Source organism: Streptomyces sp. NPDC032745, from assembly GCF_055579465.1.
The window spans coordinates 332,400-348,226 of sequence record NZ_JBVING010000004.1 but is presented as its reverse complement, the minus strand read 5'-3'; the positions used below and the strand labels follow the sequence as shown (position 1 = coordinate 348,226).

The window sequence follows — 15,827 nt, the reverse complement described above, 5'->3', positions numbered from 1 at the left end:
GGGGGAGGGGGGGGGGGGGGGGGGTCGGGGGGGGGGGGGGGGGGGGGGGGGGGGGGGGGGGGGGGGGGGGGGGGGGGGGGTTCCGCCCCCCCCCCCCCCCCCCCCACCACCCTGGGTGCACTGCTCCTGCCGGGTCAGGCGATCGAGAAGGTGACGACCGTCTGGTAGGTGTCGGCGAACATGAACGGCGGGAGCTGGATCATCCCGGCGCCGCCGACGGCGAACTCACCGCCGGTCAGCTCGTCCCCGCCGGCGGCCTGCGAGGCCACCTTCATCGGGGTCTCGGAGATCGCGCCGGGCGTGCCCGCGGTGCAGGTGCTCGGGCTGTCCGGGTTGGTCACGGTGCAGGACGGCTGGATGCCGATCTGCGCCTTCGCCATGGAGTGGCCGGTCGTCTGGTTCAGGAACGGCGTACGGGTCGCCGTCACGTCCCAGCCGAGCGTGCCGCCGCGGAAGTCCTGGACGGTCGCGGCGTTGAACACGCCGACCACCGACTGGGCCTTGCCGTTGATGGTGACCGAGGGGAAGGCGACGGCCGGCTGGCCGTCCTTCGGGCCGAGCGCCAGCGGGCCGGGGAGGACCTCGATGTCGACCGGGTTCTTCACGCCCGCCTGGTCCTCCAGGTACACGAAGGACTTGTACGGGGTGACCGAGCCGTCGATCTTGAGGGCGTCGGCCTTCTTGGTGACGGTGATGTTGCACGTGGCGGCGCCGGTCGCGTCCGCCGTACCGGTGCCGGTGTCACCCGTGGCCGCGCCCGCGAGGAGGGCGGAGCAGGTGACCGGCCCGGCCGCGAAGTTGGCGCCGCTGACGACGACGGCCGTGCCGGCCTTGCCGCTGTTGGGCGTCAGCTTGGTGGTGACCGGGTCCTTGGGCAGGGCCTCGACGGCGACCGAGCCGAGCGTGGCGCTCGGCCGGGGCGCCGGGGTGCAGGTCGTGGTGAACACCGAACCGCTGAGGTCGGCGTCGGTGACGGCCAGGTCGAGCTTGATGTCGACCGTGGTGCCCTCGGTGCCGTCCGGGATCTTGATCGTCCCGGAGAATGCCTTCGGGTCGAGCGGGGTGCCGGCGACGACGCTGACGGTCTCGGGCGGGCTGGTGACCACCTGGGTGGTCGCCCCCACCTTGAGGGTGATCTTGGTGGTGTTCACCGTCGTGACGGAGAAGCCGGGGATCAGCGGGCTCGCACCCGGATCGATCGTGATCGGTACGACGTCGCCGGCCTTGGCCGTGCCGGGCACCGTGACCGTGTAGTTCTGGTTGCCCGAACCGTCCGGCTGCGGAGCCGGGGCGTCGCAGTTCTCGAAGACGGGGGTGGTCACGGTCGCCGCCTGGGCGGTGCCGGTCAGGCCCACCACGCCGCCCGTCAGCGCGAGGGACAGGGCGCCCACCCCGGCCAGAACTCTTCGTCGGAACGTTGTACTCACTGGGTCGCGACTCCTTCGTCAGACGAACCCCTCCCCCCACCCGCTGTGTGGGGGAGGCCGAGCCGGTGCGGTGGCCGACATTGACGCGTCGCGGTGATGAGAAGTCAATGACTTGCTTTCGCCCGAAGCACACAGAAATTGATGTCCCATCAGGCCGGGTCTCCGGGGGTGCGGTGCGGGTGGGATGAGTGGGGTGAGGGCGGGCGCCCGAGCCGCCCGCGCGGGCCCGTCAGTCCGCGGCAGCCGGGGCGCGCAGCAGCAGGTTGACGGTGCCGGCCGGGACCCCGGTGAGGTGGTCCGGTACGGCGCCCCGCACCAGCGCGGCGGAGACCTCGGCGGGGGTCTTCGCCGTACCGCCCGCGGCGAGCCCGTCCGCGAGGATCAGCGCGGCGACGCCCGCCGCGTGCGGGGCCGCCATGGAGGTGCCGGAGGCACGGGCGAGGGCGGTCGTCGATCCCTTCCAGGCCGAGGTGACGGACACGCCCGGCGCGGCGAGGTCCACGCAGCTGCCGTAACTGGAGAACGGGGCCCACTGGTCCGCGGCGTCGGCCGCACCGACCGTGACCGCCGCGGGGACGGCGGCGGGGGAGCCGGTGCAGGCGTTGTCGGCGGAGTTGCCGGCGGCGACGGTGAAGGTGATCCCGGCGGCGACGGCCCGCGTCACCGCCGCGTCCAGGGAGTAGCTTCGGGTGCCGCCCATGCTCATGTTGGCCACGGCCGGGGTGCCGGGGGCCTTGGCGGCGTCCTTCACCATCCACTCCAGGCCGCCCAGGATGGAGGTCAGCGTCGCGGACCCCTTGCAGTTGGCGACCTTGACGCCGACGAGGGAGACCCCCTTCGCGACCCCGTACGTCGCCCCGCCCAGGGTGCCCGCGACGTGCGTGCCGTGGCCGTTGCAGTCGCCGGCGCTCTCCAGGAACACCCCGTTGTAGCCGGCCCGGGCCCGGCCCCCGAACTCCTGGTGGCCGGTGTTGATGCCGGTGTCCACGACGTACGCGGTGACGCCCTGCGCGGTGGTCGCGTACGTGTACGAGCCGTCGAGCGGGAGATCGCGCTGGTCGATCCGGTCCAGCGGCCACGGCGCCGGGCTCTGCGCGTCGCTGATGCGGAACTCGGTGTCCGGCTCCACCGAGGCCACCCGGGGGTCGGCGGCGAGGGCGGCGGCGCGGGCGGCGGTGGTGCGGACGGCGAAGCCGCTGAGGACGGTGTCGTAGACGGCCCCCACCTGGTCCCCGGCGCCCGCGGCCTCGGCGGCCAGGGCGCGGGTCGGGGCGCGGGAGGCCTTGTCCTTGAGGACCACGACGTACGGGGCGGTGGCGCTTTCGGCGCGGTCGGCGGCGGGTGCGGGGTGCGGCGGCAGGGCGGTGGCCGCCGCGAGCAGGGCGGCGGCCGGGAGCAGCGCGGTGAGTGCGGTCATGCGGCCGATGCTCGGCGAGGTGCGGGCCGGGCGCGCGGAGGGTGCGCCGAGTGGGCGCACGACACGCCGCCGGACGGATGACGCGGCATCCGGCGGATCACGGCCGGGCGCGGCCCGGCGGACGCCCCGACGGCGACGGCCCCGGTCCTCCCTTTCGGGCGCCGCCGGGCAGGCGGAACCGATACGGCCTAGTCCGCGAGGGGCCAGCCGCGCATGGCGAAGACGCCCTCGTCGCGGGAGCCGGCGGAGGCGTAGGTGGCGAGGGCGGCCTCGTTGTCGGTGTCGACCCCCACCCACATGCCGTAGCAGCCGCGGGTCTTGGCCTCGTCGGCGAGGGCCGCGGTCAGGGCGCGGCCGATGCCGCGGCGCCGGTAGCCCTCGTCGACGGAGAGCTCGTACAGGCACATCTCGGTGCCCTTGTCGGGGTGGCTCATCTCGACCCCGGAGACCATGCCGGCGGGGATGTCGTCGACGTAGGCGATGAGCATCAGGTGTCCCGGCGCGGAGAGGAACCGCTCGGACCAGTCGAGTCGGGCGGGGCCGTCGAAGAGCCCCTCCGCGGCCTGGAGTTCGGCGACGGTACGAGCGGGGCGGATGTCCATGGCGGTCACGATAACGGGCGCATGACGAGCAGCGACCTTGATTTCCACACGGCGTGGCGAACCGCTCCGGACGCGGTGCGCAGGGCGCTCGGGCTGGCGTACGAAGCGCTGGCCGCCGGGGTCTGGCGGTGGGGGCGGTCCTGACGGACGCGGCGGGCACGGTGCTCTGCGAGGGCCGCAACGAGGCGTACGAGGAGGGGCCGTCCGAGGGGCCGTCGGCCCGGGAGGCGCCTGCGGCACGGGCCCGCTCCGGGGTACTCCGCCGGCCACGCCGAGATGAACGCGCTCGGGGCCGCCCGGACGGGGTGGGACCTCGGCGGCACGACCCTGTGGAGCACGCAGGAGCCGTGCGGGATGTGCGCGGCGGCGGCGCCGGCGGCCCTCCACGACGCCTTGCCCCCGGGGCTGCCCGCGTCCCCCGCGGTCGAGACCTGGCTGGCACCGCTGTGGCCGGGGTTGCGCTCGGTCGCGGCTTCCCGTGCGAGCCGTACTTCCTGATGCCGTTTCCGCTGCGCGACCGCGCCGCGGCGCGGGGGATCCCGGTGGACGGGAGGGGCCCCCGGGCCGGGCCGGGCGGGTCAGGTGCGCAGGGCGAGGGCCGCTGCGTAGGCCGGCGGGGCCGGTAGGTCCCTCACGTGCCAGCCGGGGACGGGCGCCGGGTCGGGGCCCAAGCCGACGTACGGGTCGGCCAGACCCATGGCCAGGCCGGTGCCCGTGCCCTTGAAGTAGGCCTCCTTGCGCGACCACAGGCGGGCCAGCGCCCCCGGCTGCTCCGCCGCGGGCAGCGCGGAGAGCTCCGCCGTCTCCGCCGGATGCAGGCTGGTCAGGACGTCCGCCACCGCCGCCGCACTCGGGGTTGCCTCCACGTCGATCCCGACCGGCACTCCCGCGAACGCGAGGTACGCCAGGTCGTCACTGTGCGAGAGCGAGAACTGCACGGCGCCTCCCGCCACCGCCGGCCGCCCGTGCGGGCCGTCGCAGCACGGGCAGTCCTCCCGGACCAGGGCGACGTCCTGCGGGGCCACCCCGAGGTAGCCGCCGAGCAGCACCCGCAGCCCCACGTGGGAGGCGAGGTACCGGTGCCGGTCCTCGGTCCGCACCAGCCGCCCGGCCCGCTCCCGTTCGTTCGCGTCCAGCATCGCCGGGGCCTGGTCGATCCGGTGGCCGCCGACCACGTCGAGGGTCGTGTCCAGGGACCACACCCGCACGGCCGTCCCCGTCGGGACCTCGCCGGTCCGGAGTGGGTTCTCGCCGAGTCGGTTCACGTACGTACTCACCCGACGAGGGTAGACCAGACGTTCGAGGCGTCCTGGTTAGTCTCGTCCTCTCGTCGATCAGTTGATCAGCCGATCAAAGGAGCTCTTGATGCGAAGTGCCGTCGTCACACCGGAAGATGACCGGATCCGCTGGGTCGAGCTGCCCGGGGAGGAGCCTGCCCGGGTGTACGTGCACGGGCTGGGATCGACGTCGCCCGCCTACTTCGCCGCGAGCGCCGTGCACCCGCTCCTCGCGGGCCGCCGCTCGCTGCTGGTCGACCTGTTGGGGCACGGGCACAGCGACCGGCCCGAGGGTTTCCCGTACACCCTCGAGGCGCATGCCGACACCCTGGCCGCCGCCCTGGATGCGGCCGGGGTGACCGGCGCCGAGCTGATCGCCCACAGCATGGGCGGCGCCGTGGCCATCGTGCTCGCCCACCGGCACCCCCGCCTCGTCTCCCGGCTGGTGCTGGTCGACGCCAATCTGGACCCGGTGCCGGTCGTCCCGCGCACCGCCGGCAGCAGCGGGATCGCCTCCTACACCGAGGAGGAGTTCCTGGCGGGCGGCTGGGCCGAGGTGCGCGACCGGATCGGCGCGCACTGGTGGTCCACCATGCGCCTGGCGGACCGTACGGCCCTGCACCGCACCGCTGTACACCTCGCGGCCGGTACGACGCCGACCATGCGCGAGCTGCTGCTGGAGCTGAAGATCCCGCGCACCTACCTGATGCCCGCGGCCGACGGGCCCCTCGCAGGAGCCGAGGCGCTGGAGGCCGCCGGGGTGTCCGTGGTCCCCGTTCCGGACTGCGGGCACAACATCATGCTCGACAACCCCGAGGCCTTCGCCCGGACCACCGCGGCCGCACTGGCCCGCGACGAGGAGCGGAGCCGGAGCGAGGACTAGCCGCGGCTGCTAGCCGCGGCTGCTAGCCGCGGCTGCGTGCGTGCGCCGTCGCCGGAGCGCCGTCCTGCGTCTGCGCCCCGGGCGAAGGGGTCCCGTCGGTCCAGGCGTAGACCCGCTTGCCGCGCACCGCGACCTGGTACTGGTAGAAGTCCCGGCACTCGGGCCGCTCCTCGGCCCGGGTGCCGTGCGGCCACCACTTGGCGCTCAGCTTCCGCCCGCCCTGGTCCTTCGGCGTGCCCGCGGTGCACTGCGGGCCGTCCAGCGGGGTCGCTCCGAGCGTGAAGCGGATCAGCCTGGCCTCGCCGGCGCTGCGCACGCGTATGCGTATGTCGGTGGCGTCCTTGGGCACCCAGGACGGCAGCGCGAAGGCCTTCCCGTCGCGGGTGGGCGCGTCGGCGACGGTCGCGAAGTGCTTGCTCTTCTCCTTGAAGACCTGGTCGTTGATGGAGTCGGTCAACGGGTTGGGCGGGAGATTGGGCAGCGCGAAGGCGGCGGTGGCGACGACTCCCACGGTGGCGGCGGCGATGACGAGGGGACGGCGGTTCATGTGATCCAGTCTCGGCCGCGGCGCTCCCGCGCGCGTCCCTCCCCAGGACGAACCTGATGTCTGCCGGAAGTCTGATACCGCGTCCTACCTGAGAGCTGCCTCGGTCAGCGACGCCTCCTGTAAGGCAACCGACGGCCAGGGCAAGGCCAGGGCAAGGCCAGAACAAGGCCAGGACACGGCCGGGACACGGCCAGGGCGAAGGCCAGGACACGCCGCTGACCCCTCGTCACCCCGACACCCGGGCCCGCCGAGCGGCGTTATAGCGGCGTTAAGGGGCGGCGATAGGACGTGCCCCGAGGGTGGAACCCGACGCCGTACCGGGGGTTACCCCGGGCGGCCCCCACTCCCGTCCCGGAGGAATGCCATGCGCCGTCGTCCCGCTCCTCTCCTCGTATCGGCGGCCGCGGCCGCCGTCCTCGCCGTCGCGACCCCCGCGTCGGCGGTCCCGGCCGACAAGCCGCAGGTCCTCGGCGGTTGGACGCAGACCAGCGCCGCCAGCTACAACGCCTGGGCCGCAGCGCGCGGCAACCAGGGCAAGTGGGCCGCGTACGGGTTCGACTGGTCGACGGACTACTGCTCGACCTCGCCGGACAACCCGTTCGGGTTCCCCTTCCAGACGTCCTGCGCCCGCCACGACTTCGGCTACCGCAACTACAAGGCCGCAGGTGCATTTCCGGCCAACAAGTCCCGGGTGGACGATGCCCTGTACGCGGACCTGAAGCGGGTCTGCTCGGCGTACTCGGGTGTGAAGAAGGGCTCCTGCGACAGCACCGCGTGGACCTACTACCAGGCCGTCAAGGCCTTCGGCGTCTCCCCGCAGGACGCGCCCGCCGCCTGAGCCGTCTCGTGATCAACCCTGTCGCCCCTTGATCTCCGGCCCCGCCCCGCACCCCCGCCGGGCGGGGCCGGCCGGGTTCTGCGCTCCCGCAAGGTCCTCAGCCGGGTCTCGCTGACCATGCCCGGCGGCCGCGTGACGGCGCTGATCGGCCCCTCGGGCTGCGGCAAGTCGACGTTCCTGGGCATCCTGAACCGGATGCACGAGCTGATCCCGGGCGCCGAACCGGCCGGGGAGGTCCTCCTGGACGGCGAGGTTCACGGGAATCCGCACCGGCAGCGGAACCAAGGACGACCTGGTGGAGGAATGCCTCACGAAGGCGGGCCTGTGGAAGGAGGTCCGGGACCGCCTCCGCCAGCCGGGCGGCGCCCTCTCGGGCGGCCAGCAGCAGCGCCTGTGCATCGCCCGCTCCCTGGCGGTCCGCCCGCAGATCCTGCTGATGGACGAGCCCTGTTCGGCGCTGGACCCGACCTCCACGCGCCGCATCGAGGAGACGATCCGGGAGCTGGCCGAGGAGGTCACCATCGTGATCGTCACGCACAACATGCAGCAGGCGGCCCGCGTCTCCGACCAGTGCGCCTTCTTCCTCGCGGAACAGGGCACCCCGGGCCACATCGTCGAACACGGCCCCACGGAGGCGATGTTCTCCACCCCGACGGATCCCCGCACGTCGGACTACGTCCAGGGCCGCTTCGGCTGACCCACGCGCGCAACCCGCAGGTCGACGACGTAATGCTCCGGAACCGACCCTTCGGGGAACAGCCGGAGCAGGTGCTCCCTCTCCTCGGCCAGGAACTCGTCGGTCCCGGGCCGTCCGATCAGGAAGAGTGAATGCGTCCCCAGCTTGGCGAGGTGGACATCGACGGGGATCCGGCGGGACCAGCGCAGCAGCCGGGTGGTGAACTCCAGGCCGCTCTGCGACCGGGGATGTTCGTTGACGTACCAACCGGGGCCGAACCTCTCCTCGATCCGCGCCTGCTGGCCGGCGATCCACTCGACGCCGACGTCCGGGTCGTTCGACCAGACGGCCAGCGCCCCGCCGGGCCGCAGCACGCGCAGGGCTTCCGGGCCGGACCGGGCCGGGTCGGTCCAGTGCCAGGACTGCGCGTACGTAAGAAGATCGAGGGACCCGGACGCAAACGGCAGCCGATCCCCGTCCCCCCGTACGAGCGGAACGCGCGGGTGACGCCGCCGGAACTCCGCGGCCATCCCCACCTCCGGCTCGACCCCGACAACGCGCGCCCCCCGGGCATGCAGCAACCCGGTGGCGATCCCGGTCCCGGCGCCCACATCGCCAACCCGAGCCCCGCTGACCGCAACCCCGGAGAGCTCCTCCAGGACGTCCAGCAGCGCGTCGGGATACGACGGCCGATACTCCCCGTACCGCCCGGCCGCCACCCCGAACGACCGCGCCCGCTCCCCGTCTCCGCCCGTCACCCACCCACCCTCCCGCACCACCCCCTTCCCGCACCAGACCACCCTGTGGCCATGGCAGTTCGCGGGCCTCGGCGGTATCCGGTCGCCGACGTGCAGGATCTCGTCGTTGCGACCAAGAGGCCGTCCGCGCGGAACCGGACGCACCAAGGCGCCCCTCCCGGCCAGAGGGGAAGCTGACCAATATGTCCGCCGGTCAGGTAGGGAGAGGGAGAGTGCCCCCGCAGGACTCGAATCTGCGGCCAAGTACTTGAAGAGACCAGCCTCGTCCGCACCGGAAGCGTCCTTGACGTGCACTTTGGCCAGCGAACCCTGCTGTTGGCTGTTCGGCGTCCCACGTATTCACCGGACGCGCATGTTTCGGTGCGACTGAGGATGACGGCCCCCTTCCGTGTCGGCCCGCGGTGTCCGCTGGCTGCGATGGGAGTGCCTGCTGCCTTCGGATGCGCAAACTCATCTCCGGCCAGTGCAGCCAGACCCTTCTTGGCACACGGCACAGCCATGGGAGTTGGCTCAGCGGCCTGCCGAACTGTGCGACTCACACCAACGGCCGCAACCCCCCCTGAGCGCAAAATGTAACAATCGGACAGATCTCACAAAAGGTGCATTCATTGATTCCTTGCTGGCATCTGGGCTGGGGGGGCTAGTGTCAGATTTTCAGTGCTGCGCACAGGAGAAATCATGGAACCGATGTTGGCCGGGCTCGCCGGGCGACTTGCTGGCGGTGTGGTGCAGAAATCGTTCAAGTCGCTCACGGGAGGTGCAGCGACCAACGAGCCCTCTAAAGTTCCCTCCACTTTCCCAGAATGGGACGAGGAGGTGGACCATAGAGGTGGCCTCATCCTCAAGGACCCTGCCAGCGGTGAGACGGCAACGATTCTCGCGCAGGATCAGGTAGCTCAGATCGTCGAGTTCATGGAGTCGCCTGAATGTGTAGCCCTAACCCAATTTCTTCTGATCGGAAAATTTGGCAGCAGGGTAGAGGGGGCATTTTCGGCAGTCACTGAGGGGTTCGAAGACGCCTTCTGTTCGCTGGTCCATATTCATTGCAGTGAGCGAAACTACAACTGGTCAGATCTTGCCGATGTGCTGTGGGCGCTACTTACAGAGTCTCTTGAGCAAGTCTTTCCGCTTGATCAGTTGTCTTCCTTTGTGACGGCAGACGAGCAAAAACGTCTGTCGTCTTACGTGGGCACTACTTCGCTAATCGAGGGCCGGATGCAGCCGGCCAATGTGGCCTTCAGGGAACTGGCGGATATCGCAGGCGATCGACGGCGGTTTGAGGCCGCACGGCACAGCCTCTATGACATCCGCACAGCGTCTGCCGGCTACTACTCAGAGGTTAATCTAGCCCACACGCTTGGGCACACTCAGGAGTCTTTCCGCTTTGATAGCGGGGTTCTCTATGTTACGCGAAGCCTGCGTAGGCATAATTCCAGCGAACTGCACACGGACGAGTTCTTGGCGAGGCCGCTCAACCGACCTCGCTGCGTGGTAATTGGTAACCCAGGCGTCGGCAAGAGCACCATGGTCCAGCACTTGATTCACAAGGTGAGCTCGTCGACCTCGGCAGACGGGAGCGACTTCGCCCCCCTTCTGGTTCAATGCAGAGAATTCGCGGCAGCGGATTCAAGTAAGTACATCCTCGACGCAATTACTCGATCGCTGCGTGAAAACCTACAGCTTGAGATTGAAAATTCAACCCTTGGCGACGTTCTTACGCTGGGGCGCGCCTTGGTGGTTTTCGACGGCATCGATGAAATTATCGATATCAGCAGGCGGACGGCTTTCGTTAAAGCCATCGAACAGTTCGCGATCCGGTACCCGCTAGCCCCCATCCTGGTCACGGCTCGCCGTGTGGGCTACCAAAAGGCACCTCTGCGGACGAGTGAGTTCACTCTATATGAACTCGATGACTTCAATGACGAGCAAGTTGCCGAGTATGTGCAGAAATGGTTCGCCGCGACTGAGAGAAGTGAGGCAGAGCGGGATTCATTTCTTCGTGAATCGCAGAATATTCACGATGTATGCGCCAATCCGCTCATGCTTTCGCTTCTGTGTGCCCTTTACCGCGCCCGGGGCTACATTCCTCGAAATAGGCGAGAAGTTTACAAGTCTTGCGCCGATTTGCTATTTCAGCGCTGGGACTCCATGAGGCAGATTGAGCAGCCCATGGATCACCGACAGTACGGCACACGCCTCATGCAGGACCTTGCCTACTTCTTTTACCGAAGCCAGTCGGCTCAAGGTGGAGTCGAGGAAGGGCAGCTGCGGAAGGTAATCACCAATTTCTTCACGGACACCGGATCTGTCGAGCAAGAGGAAGGGTCTCGCCGGGCCCAGGCATTTCTCGATTTCTGTGCGGACAGGGCGTGGCTGCTGACCTCGCAAGGAACGACGGACCGTGGGGAGCGGCTCTTCGGGTTCACGCACCGCACGTTTATGGAGTATTTCTCCGCAGAAGAGATCGTGCGTAGGGCAGCTTCGATGGATCTTCTGGTCGAAGAGGTGGTGAAAGCGTACGAGCGTGATTCGAGCTCGGTGCTAGCTGACGTGATCATTCAGTGTGCGGACGACAAGCACGATAGAGGCGCTGAAGCCATCGTCGCGGGTCTTTTGGAAAAGACCCGCTCTCTCGGAAAAGCTACGGCCAGCAAATATGTCTCGCTGAGCCTGAGGATTCTCAATGCGGCACCTCTTCCTAAGCGCACGACGGATGCGATCTTTGGTGCTCTTTTTGATTTCTGGGAGCGGACGCCGATCGATGATACGGTAGCTTCCTCTGCTGAACTATTCGACCTTTACCGGGACCCGCGAAACCGTCTCTACGGTCTACTTGTGGATGGGATTGAGGTGGGCGCCTCAGAGCCGGCCCGTGCGGTCCTTGCGCGATGGGCTCGTTTTGCCGTTTCGTCAGAGAGTGGCTATTTCGACGAAGGCTGGGCCCTCCAGATGGCCGATTTGGCGTCCCGCCTCTACGCGGAAGAGCCGCCAAGGGATACCGCGGTCCAGGCTTTCCTTCTCCTAATCGGTATCGCCGATGTCGAAACATTGCACCTGCGGCACCTCCCTGGTTGGCTTACTCACCTGGTTGTGTTCGGCCAGTGCCGGCTCGGCCCGCTTTCCGTCGAGCTGCTGCAAAAAGTATGGTTGCGTGAAAATGTAGATTTTAGTGTTCTCGACTGGGCGAAGCGTCAAGATTTGAGTAAGTGGCGTATCGACAACCCTTACGGCCTTGCGGAGTCGTTTGAGGATATTTCGAAGTTTTTGAAGGAAATGTCCCCCGATCAACTGAGGGACATCGACTCGGACGGAGAGCTGCGCAGGTTGCTGCTCTGGTTGGCATGTGCTCTGTACGAGTCCAGCTCGCCGAGCCTGCACGCTTTCCATGAAGTAGTTCAGGGAGTTCACGGGCTTGAGTGGTTTGCTCGCGCTGCCGCTACCCGCGATGAAGCCCGGATGGCCGGTGTGGATCTGCGTAGCCGAAGCCGCCCTTTCACGCGGGCAGAGTTGAGTAGGACTATTGAGGAACTTCAGCTTCCGACATGGTTCGGGAAGTGGTGCCGTGGAACCGCGATCCTGACACGTGCTGTCGACTGATTGCCGCCGTGATCCCTGGCATGAGAACCACCTGTGTCAGCCCACGTCTTGAAGGCACGCTCCGAGACGTGTCCATCGAGTGTTCGACGCGTAGGCGCATGGTTGAGTGGATGCCTAGTTCTGTGAGCTCGGGCGGATCCACCCGGCGTATCTGGTACGACTGCCCAGGGCTCGCCCTGTCCTGGCTCCCGCTGGCCAGCCTCGGTGTCAAATGAGACGGCAGTTTGTCTCACTCAAATAGGTGAGCGTTCACCCCGGCGGGCTGTTTCAGCTACGGGCTGTCTCGTAATCCCCGGTGGATCGGCGCGCGGCGTCAGATGCGGTGCATCGCAAGACGGAGGAGCGTCCTCATAGTGGGCGTATCCGGGCGTTCCGGCAACACGGCGAGGTGCCGTAGCTGTCGTCGTGCGCCCGCCGGGGATTATGGGACCTTAAGCCCGGGACTTTCAGGACGTAGGTCCCAGCCTCTCGGAGTGATTCGACGCCGACACAATCAGCCACCGGGAGGCTCGGCTCGCGCCAGGCGATGACCACGCGGCGGATCGGGGAGCGGAGGATCAGCTGAGTGCAGGTGAGGGGGCGGGACTTGCGCTCGGCGCAGGGCTCCAAGGTGCTGTAGATCGTGGCCTCGGAGAGGCGCGGGTCGTCCACCGGGAGCTTGGCCAGGGCCGACTCCTCGGCGTGGACGTGAGCATCCGTCTCGCGGGAGTAGCCGTGGGCGAGTTCCTCGGCTTCGGCGGCCACGATGATGGCGCCGACCGAGGATGGGCCGGAGGGAGGTCGCGGAGGCCGAGACTCGAGCCATCTTGGTATGGGTCCGCAGGAACTCGCCCATCATGGGGGCTTGGGAGGGCCCCCACGCGGTGGAGCGTGTGCCAAACGCCCTGGACAAGCGGTTGGACGGCTCCGCGACCGCAGCGAGTTCCGTCGAGCGGACACGCCGGATTCTGAACGTGGCCATGGAGTGCGCCGTCAAGCGCGACGTGCTGAGGAGCAACCCCTTGCCGAAGGGCCGAGGGACGGCCCCGAAGGCATCGGCCGCCGTCGACAAGCGGTCCCTCGTCGGGAAGGGGCAAGCAGCCCAGTTGCCCGCGTGGGTCCGCCGGCGGCCGCGGGCCCCGGCTGCATGCCTTCTTCGCCACCATGTACTACGCGGCGCCCCGGCCGGAGGAGACCGTCGCCACGCGGGTGACGGACGGCCGGCTGCCGGAGGAAGCGGACGGCGACCAATGGGGTGAACTCCACATCCAGACGGCACGGCCCGAGGTCGGCAAGCACTGGTGATCTTCCAGGGCGAGAGCGGGGGTACCCTCGCCGGCTCGGTCATCCGCCGGGCGTGGACGACGGCGCGCAGACAGGTGCTGACGCCGGAGGAAGTGGCGTCGCCCCTCGGGAAGCGGGTGCACGACTTGCGCCATACCTGTCCGACTAATTGGCTGAACGACGGCGTGCCGCCGGCGCAGGTGGCCGACGGGCGGGTAACAGCGTCGCGGTCCTGCCGGCCGTTTATGCATGGTGCGTCAGTGGACAACTCGCCGATCTCAAGCACCGGATCGAGAGCGGGGGAGACCTCCCCGAAGTGCCGGAGGGCGGCTGAGGGCCGCGGAGAACTTCACCGCGCATTCTCCGTGGCCACCCGCAAGAACCCGGTGACAGCCGGACGGCCCCGGACTCCGGGCAGGGGGTTCCGGGGCTTGCGGCAGTGCTGTCGGCGAGACGCTGGGGTGCCTGTGACCAGCAGAAAGGCCCTCCGAGAGGAGGGCCTGAGGGTGGGACGTGGAGAGTGCCCCCGGCAGGACTCGAACCTGCGGCCAAGTGCTTAGAAGGCACCTGCTCTATCCACTGAGCTACGGGGGCCGGAAGGTGGCCGTGGTGGCCTGGAGCCCCGGGGTGGGGGTGGGACTGTCGTCCGGACCGGGTCAAGGATAGGGCTCCGGCCGCCTTGTCCCGGTTGCTTCACCCGCGTGCCACGATGTGGAGGTTCGGTGAAGCGGTCCCGATAATCGCAGGCAGGTGCGATTCTCGCACCGCTTTTGCGCCGCGGCGCCCCTGGTGTTGTGTACTCGTTATGCCTGCGCCCCACTCGTCCGCTGTGTCCAAAAGGTCCCGCTGGAGTCGCGCTCGGCGCGCAGAGGGCGTATAAGCTTCAAAAATGGTCCTAAATTGGGCATTCTTCGCATGTGGTGACCTTGGATGTTCGGCCTCAGCTGCTCGATGCCCTGTCCGCCCTGCGCGACCGGGTCGCGTCCGTGCGTCTGCCGCTGCCCCTGCCCGGCGCCCCGCGCGCCCGCCAGACCAGAGCCGAGCTGCTCGCGCAGCTCGACGACTACCTCGTACCCCGGCTGAAGGCGCCCGAGGCGCCGCTGCTCGCCGTCGTCGGCGGGTCCACCGGGGCCGGTAAGTCCACTCTCGTCAACTCCCTCGTGGGACGCCAGGTGAGTGAGGCCGGCGTACTGCGCCCCACCACCCGCATCCCCGTACTCGTCTGCCATCCGGATGACCATCACTGGTTCGCCGGGATGCGGGTGCTCCCCGACCTGATGCGGGTCTGGGCGCCGCCCGGCGAGGACGACCCGCTCCCCGCCCCCCACCGCGGCTTCCCGCGCGGATTCGGGAACACCGCCGCCACCCGCGAGCTGCGGATCGAGACCGTCGCCGGCCTCCCCCGCGGGCTCGCCATCCTCGACGCCCCCGACATCGACTCCCTCGTCGTCGAGAACCGGACACTCGCCGCCGAGCTCATCTGCGCCGCCGACGTCTGGGTCATGGTGACCACCGCCTCGCGGTACGCCGACGCCGTGCCCTGGCACCTGCTGCGCACCGCCAAGCAGTACAAGGCGACCCTGGGCATCGTCCTCGACCGGGTCCCGCACCAGGTGCTCGCCGAGGTCTCGCGGCAGTACGGGGCCCTGCTCACCCGGGCCGGGCTGGGCGACGTACCCCGGTTCACGGTGCCCGAGCTGCCCGAATCGGCCGGAGGGGGCGGGCTGCTGCCCGCCAGCGCCGTCGCACCGCTCTTCGCGTGGCTCGCCCACCACGCGCAGGACCCGGCCGCCCGGCAGTACGCCGTCGGGCGCACCGCGCTCGGCGCGCTGGACTCCCTCGGGCGCCGGATGCCGGAGCTGGCCTCCGCCGTCGCCGCCCAGTACGCCGCCTCCGTACGGCTGACCTCGGCCGTGGAGGACGCGTACAGGAGGGAGGGGAAGCGGGTCCGCAACCGGCTCGACCAGGGCGCCGTACTGGCCGGGGACGCACTGACCCGGTGGCGCGGCTATCCCCTCGACACCAGCGCCGACGAACTGCTCGACTCGCTCGCCGAGTCGCTCGCCGCACTGCTCCAGTGCGCGGTGGCCGCCGCCGACGAACGGATCGCCCAGGCATGGCGGCGCGAGCCGGCCGCCGGGGCGGTGCAGCTGCCAGGGCCCGACCGGGAGGCGGCGGAACGTATCGGCCTGGCCGTACGGCACTGGCGGCGCGTACTGGAGGAACTTGCCGAGGACGAGGTCGCCCGGCTCGACAAGCAGCCCGCGCCCGACCCCGACGGGGTCGCCGCCCTGCTGGTCGCGGCCCTCCTCGGCGGCAAACGGGCCCGGCCCGCCGGGGAGAAGCTCGCCGAGCGGATCGGCGTACAGGCCGCAGTACGGCTGCGCGACCGGGGCGGCGAACTGGTCGCGCAGCACCTGGAGCAGGTGCTGCGCGCCGAACGCGACCGTCGGCTGGCTCCGCTGGAGGCACTCGAAATGACGCCGGAACCGCAGGCCGAGCTGATCGCCGCGCTGTCCCTACTGCAGAAGGAGAGGTGACG

General features: G+C 69.4%; 14 protein-coding genes, 1 tRNA gene and 1 pseudogene. 8 read left to right on the top strand and 8 right to left on the bottom strand.

Annotated features, from left to right (window positions below; genetic code table 11):
* Nucleotides 1-134: 134 nt before the first annotated feature.
* From ACZ5WG_RS12860 to ACZ5WG_RS12850, 3 genes are all read right to left on the bottom strand, one after another.
* Nucleotides 135-1,427 (bottom strand): hypothetical protein, encoded by a 1,293-nt coding sequence (locus ACZ5WG_RS12860; protein ID WP_468722740.1) that lies wholly within the window; start codon nt 1,425-1,427, stop codon nt 135-137.
* A 229-nt stretch (nt 1,428-1,656) separates the two neighbouring features.
* On the bottom strand, nt 1,657-2,844 hold the full coding sequence (locus ACZ5WG_RS12855) for a S8 family peptidase (RefSeq protein ID WP_468722738.1): 1,188 nt from the start codon (nt 2,842-2,844) through the stop codon (nt 1,657-1,659).
* Nucleotides 2,845-3,032: 188 nt separating this feature from the next.
* On the bottom strand, nt 3,033-3,446 hold the full coding sequence (locus ACZ5WG_RS12850; RefSeq protein WP_468722737.1) for a GNAT family N-acetyltransferase: 414 nt from the start codon (nt 3,444-3,446) through the stop codon (nt 3,033-3,035).
* A 21-nt stretch (nt 3,447-3,467) separates the two neighbouring features.
* Here ACZ5WG_RS12850 and ACZ5WG_RS12845 point away from each other — a divergent pair, with 21 nt between their 5' ends.
* Nucleotides 3,468-3,590, top strand: a complete 123-nt coding sequence (locus tag ACZ5WG_RS12845) for a hypothetical protein (RefSeq protein WP_468722735.1) — start codon at nt 3,468-3,470, stop codon at nt 3,588-3,590.
* Between the two features lie 87 nt (nt 3,591-3,677).
* A complete protein-coding gene (locus tag ACZ5WG_RS12840) occupies nt 3,678-3,944 on the top strand; it encodes a cytidine/deoxycytidylate deaminase family protein (RefSeq protein WP_468723044.1) in 267 nt (88 codons plus the stop codon).
* An 80-nt stretch (nt 3,945-4,024) separates the two neighbouring features.
* Here ACZ5WG_RS12840 and ACZ5WG_RS12835 read toward each other — a convergent pair whose 3' ends face one another.
* Nucleotides 4,025-4,723 (bottom strand): 4'-phosphopantetheinyl transferase family protein, encoded by a 699-nt coding sequence (locus ACZ5WG_RS12835; RefSeq protein WP_468722734.1) that lies wholly within the window; start codon nt 4,721-4,723, stop codon nt 4,025-4,027.
* Nucleotides 4,724-4,811: 88 nt separating this feature from the next.
* Here ACZ5WG_RS12835 and ACZ5WG_RS12830 point away from each other — a divergent pair, with 88 nt between their 5' ends.
* A complete protein-coding gene (locus ACZ5WG_RS12830) occupies nt 4,812-5,606 on the top strand; it encodes an alpha/beta fold hydrolase (protein WP_468722732.1) in 795 nt (264 codons plus the stop codon).
* Nucleotides 5,607-5,628: 22 nt separating this feature from the next.
* Here ACZ5WG_RS12830 and ACZ5WG_RS12825 read toward each other — a convergent pair whose 3' ends face one another.
* Nucleotides 5,629-6,153 (bottom strand): hypothetical protein, encoded by a 525-nt coding sequence (locus ACZ5WG_RS12825; RefSeq protein WP_468722731.1) that lies wholly within the window; start codon nt 6,151-6,153, stop codon nt 5,629-5,631.
* 364 nt (nt 6,154-6,517) lie between these two features.
* On the opposite strand from ACZ5WG_RS12825, the gene ACZ5WG_RS12820 reads away from it, so the two are divergent.
* Both ACZ5WG_RS12820 and ACZ5WG_RS12815 read left to right on the top strand, forming a co-directional pair.
* Complete coding sequence (locus ACZ5WG_RS12820) at nt 6,518-6,991, top strand: phospholipase (RefSeq protein WP_468722729.1); 474 nt, start codon at nt 6,518-6,520, stop codon at nt 6,989-6,991.
* A gap of 78 nt (nt 6,992-7,069) precedes the next feature.
* Nucleotides 7,070-7,688, top strand: a pseudogene (locus tag ACZ5WG_RS12815) (phosphate ABC transporter ATP-binding protein).
* On the opposite strand, the gene ACZ5WG_RS12810 reads toward ACZ5WG_RS12815, so the two are convergent.
* Entirely contained in the window at nt 7,664-8,425 is a 762-nt protein-coding gene (locus ACZ5WG_RS12810) for a class I SAM-dependent methyltransferase (protein WP_468722728.1), read from the bottom strand. The pseudogene ACZ5WG_RS12815 and the gene ACZ5WG_RS12810 sit on opposite strands and share 25 nt — an antisense overlap.
* Nucleotides 8,426-9,103: 678 nt before the next feature.
* Here ACZ5WG_RS12810 and ACZ5WG_RS12805 point away from each other — a divergent pair.
* On the top strand, nt 9,104-12,022 hold the full coding sequence (locus ACZ5WG_RS12805) for an NACHT domain-containing protein (protein WP_468722727.1): 2,919 nt from the start codon (nt 9,104-9,106) through the stop codon (nt 12,020-12,022).
* Between the two features lie 348 nt (nt 12,023-12,370).
* Here ACZ5WG_RS12805 and ACZ5WG_RS12800 read toward each other — a convergent pair whose 3' ends face one another.
* A complete protein-coding gene (locus ACZ5WG_RS12800) occupies nt 12,371-12,835 on the bottom strand; it encodes a cytidine/deoxycytidylate deaminase family protein (RefSeq protein ID WP_468723042.1) in 465 nt (154 codons plus the stop codon).
* Nucleotides 12,836-13,165: 330 nt separating this feature from the next.
* On the opposite strand from ACZ5WG_RS12800, the gene ACZ5WG_RS12795 reads away from it, so the two are divergent.
* Nucleotides 13,166-13,306 (top strand): hypothetical protein, encoded by a 141-nt coding sequence (locus ACZ5WG_RS12795; protein ID WP_468722725.1) that lies wholly within the window; start codon nt 13,166-13,168, stop codon nt 13,304-13,306.
* A gap of 500 nt (nt 13,307-13,806) precedes the next feature.
* On the opposite strand, the gene ACZ5WG_RS12790 is transcribed toward ACZ5WG_RS12795, so the two are convergent.
* A tRNA-Arg gene (locus tag ACZ5WG_RS12790) sits at nt 13,807-13,879 on the bottom strand.
* A gap of 332 nt (nt 13,880-14,211) precedes the next feature.
* On the opposite strand from ACZ5WG_RS12790, the gene ACZ5WG_RS12785 reads away from it, so the two are divergent.
* A complete protein-coding gene (locus tag ACZ5WG_RS12785) occupies nt 14,212-15,825 on the top strand; it encodes an ATP-binding protein (RefSeq protein WP_468723041.1) in 1,614 nt (537 codons plus the stop codon).
* Nucleotides 15,826-15,827 lie beyond the last annotated feature (2 nt).

Coding starts and splice junctions, on each gene's coding strand:
- ACZ5WG_RS12855 (WP_468722738.1), bottom strand. CDS start 2,844: ATGACCGCACTCACCGCGCTGCTCCCGGCCGCCGCCCTGCTCGCGGCG.
- ACZ5WG_RS12850 (WP_468722737.1), bottom strand. CDS start 3,446: ATGGACATCCGCCCCGCTCGTACCGTCGCCGAACTCCAGGCCGCGGAG.
- ACZ5WG_RS12845 (WP_468722735.1), top strand. CDS start 3,468: ATGACGAGCAGCGACCTTGATTTCCACACGGCGTGGCGAACCGCTCCG.
- ACZ5WG_RS12830 (WP_468722732.1), top strand. CDS start 4,812: ATGCGAAGTGCCGTCGTCACACCGGAAGATGACCGGATCCGCTGGGTC.
- ACZ5WG_RS12825 (WP_468722731.1), bottom strand. CDS start 6,153: ATGAACCGCCGTCCCCTCGTCATCGCCGCCGCCACCGTGGGAGTCGTC.
- ACZ5WG_RS12820 (WP_468722729.1), top strand. CDS start 6,518: ATGCGCCGTCGTCCCGCTCCTCTCCTCGTATCGGCGGCCGCGGCCGCC.
- ACZ5WG_RS12805 (WP_468722727.1), top strand. CDS start 9,104: ATGGAACCGATGTTGGCCGGGCTCGCCGGGCGACTTGCTGGCGGTGTG.
- ACZ5WG_RS12795 (WP_468722725.1), top strand. CDS start 13,166: ATGTACTACGCGGCGCCCCGGCCGGAGGAGACCGTCGCCACGCGGGTG.